The sequence below is a fragment of the Rhizobacter sp. P2_H2 genome, from assembly GCF_056403375.1.
In genome coordinates this window covers 1-2,232 of sequence record NZ_JBFUFP010000915.1, presented here as the reverse complement: position 1 = coordinate 2,232, position 2,232 = coordinate 1, and the positions used below count along the sequence as shown (strand labels likewise).

1 protein-coding gene is annotated in these 2,232 nt (G+C 69.4%); it reads left to right on the top strand.

All coding sequences use genetic code 11. The annotated features are described in order from the left end of the window. Positions 1-2,007, top strand: a 2,007-nt coding sequence (locus AC1D15_RS28175; RefSeq protein ID WP_477828610.1) for a M3 family metallopeptidase, incomplete at its 5' end; no start/stop codon positions are given. Between the last annotated feature and the right edge of the window lie 225 nt (positions 2,008-2,232).

The following is a 2,232-nucleotide window of genomic DNA, read 5'->3' as shown; positions in this document are numbered from 1 at the left end:
GAACACTTCGCCGAAGCCTTCGAGGTGGCGCTGGCCGAGCAGCGTGCCGAGATCGATGCGATCGGCGCGCAGGCCGCGGCCCCGGGCTTCGACAACACGCTGGCGGCCTTCGACCGCAGCGGCCGGCTGCTGGCGCGGCTGGAGGGCATGTTCCACAACCTCACGTCGAGCGAGACCTCGCCGGCGCTGCAGGCGGTGGAGCGGCAGCTCGCACCGCGCATGGCTGCGCACGGCAACGCGATCTACATGCATGCGCCGCTGTTCCAGCGCATCGACACGCTGCATGCGCAGCGTGATTCGCTGGGCCTGACGGCCGAGCAGCGCCGCCTGCTGGAGCGGGTGCACCTCGAGTTCGTGCGGGCCGGCGCCAAGCTGCAGGGCGCGGCGCGCCACCGCTATGGCCAGGTGATGGAGCGGCTGGCCGAGCTGATGACGCAGTTCGGCCAGAACGTGCTGGCCGATGAATCGGCCTTCCGCCTCGAGCTGCGTGCCGAGCGCGACCTCGCCGGGCTGCCGGAATTCGTGCGTGCCGCGGCGCGCCAGGCCGGGGCGGACCGCGGCATCGATGCGGCGGTGATCACGCTGTCGCGCTCGCACATCGTGCCGTTCCTGACCTTCTCCGAGCGCCGCGACCTGCGTGAGCAGGCGTGGCGCGCCTGGGTCTCGCGCGGCGAGCACGATGGCGCGCACGACAACCGGCCGGTGGCGCGCGAGATCCTGCAGCTGCGGGCCGAGCAGGCCCGGCTGCACGGCCATGCGAGCTATGCCGATTACGCGTTGGGCGACACGATGGCCGGCTCGCAGGCCGCGGTGAACCGGCTGCTGCAGCAGGTGTGGGTGCCGGCGAAGGCGCGCGTGGCCGAGGAGCGCGAGGCGCTGAAGGCGTTGTTGCTGACGCTGCCGCAGTCGCAGCGGCCGGCCGCCGATGAATCACAGGAGATCGAGGCCTGGGACTGGCGCTACTACGCCGAGAAGGTGCGCCAGGCGCGCTACGACCTGGATGAAGCCGCGGTCAAGCCGTACTTCCCGCTCGAGCGCATGGTCGAGGCGGCGTTCGACTGTGCGCAGCGCCTGTTCGGGCTGCGCTTCACGGTGCGCGGCGACATCCGCGCCTACCACCCCGATGTGAAGGTCTACGAGGTCAGCGGCAGTGACGGTGCGCTGGTCGGCATCTTCCTGCACGACAACTTCGCGCGGCCGAGCAAGCGCAGCGGCGCGTGGATGGGTTCATACCGGCAGCAGACGCGCAACGTCACCGGCGGAAGCGATGTCCTGCCGATCGTCGTCAACAACAACAACTTCGCGAAGGGCTCGCCCGGTGCGCCGACGCTGCTGAGCTTCGACGATGCGGCCACGCTGTTCCACGAGTTCGGCCATGGCCTGCACGGGCTGCTGTCGAGCGTGACCTACGAGCGCCTGTCGGGCACCAATGTGCTGCGCGATTTCGTCGAACTGCCGTCGCAGATCTTCGAGCACTGGCTGGCCGAGCCGGAGGTGCTGAAGCGCCACGCCCGCCACGTCGAGACGGGCGAGCCGATCCCCGATGCGCTGGTCGAGCGGCTGCAGGCGGCGCGCAAGTTCAACCAGGGTTACGAGACGGTGCGCTACACCGCGTCGGCGCTGGTCGACATGGCGGTGCATGCGGTGGGCAACCCGGAGGGCATCGACATCGTCGCCTTCGAGGCGGCCGAGCTCGATCGCATCGGCCTGCCGCACGGCGTCGGGCTGAACCACCGGCTGCCGCACTTCCAGCACCTGTTCTCGAGTGCCAGCTATGCCGCCGGCTACTACGTGTACCTGTGGGCCGAGGTGCTCGATGCGGACGGCTACGACGCCTTCACCGAGGCGGGCAGCCCGTTCGATCCGTCTGTTGCGAAGCGGCTGCGCGAGCACGTGTATTCGGTCGGGAACAGCCGTGAGCCGGGGGAGACCTACCGGGCCTTCCGTGGTCGGGATGCGTCCGTCGAACCGATGCTGCGGGATCGTGGTCTGTTGACTTCGTCCTGAGTGCCGGAAAGGCGCGTGGGGGAGGCCRTGGCGCGCCGTCCTCCGCGGTCATCGCCCCTGGCGGGGCGMTGACTWCCCTSCGCTGACTGGTTTCATGGCCCGTCGCCCAAACTCCCTCCGTTCGCTTCGCTCACTGTGGTCAAACAGTGTGCGACAGTCAGTTCACGAAGCGTGCTGGCGCACGCGGGCCATGAAACCAGCCAGCTCCGGCGCTACGTCCTCATT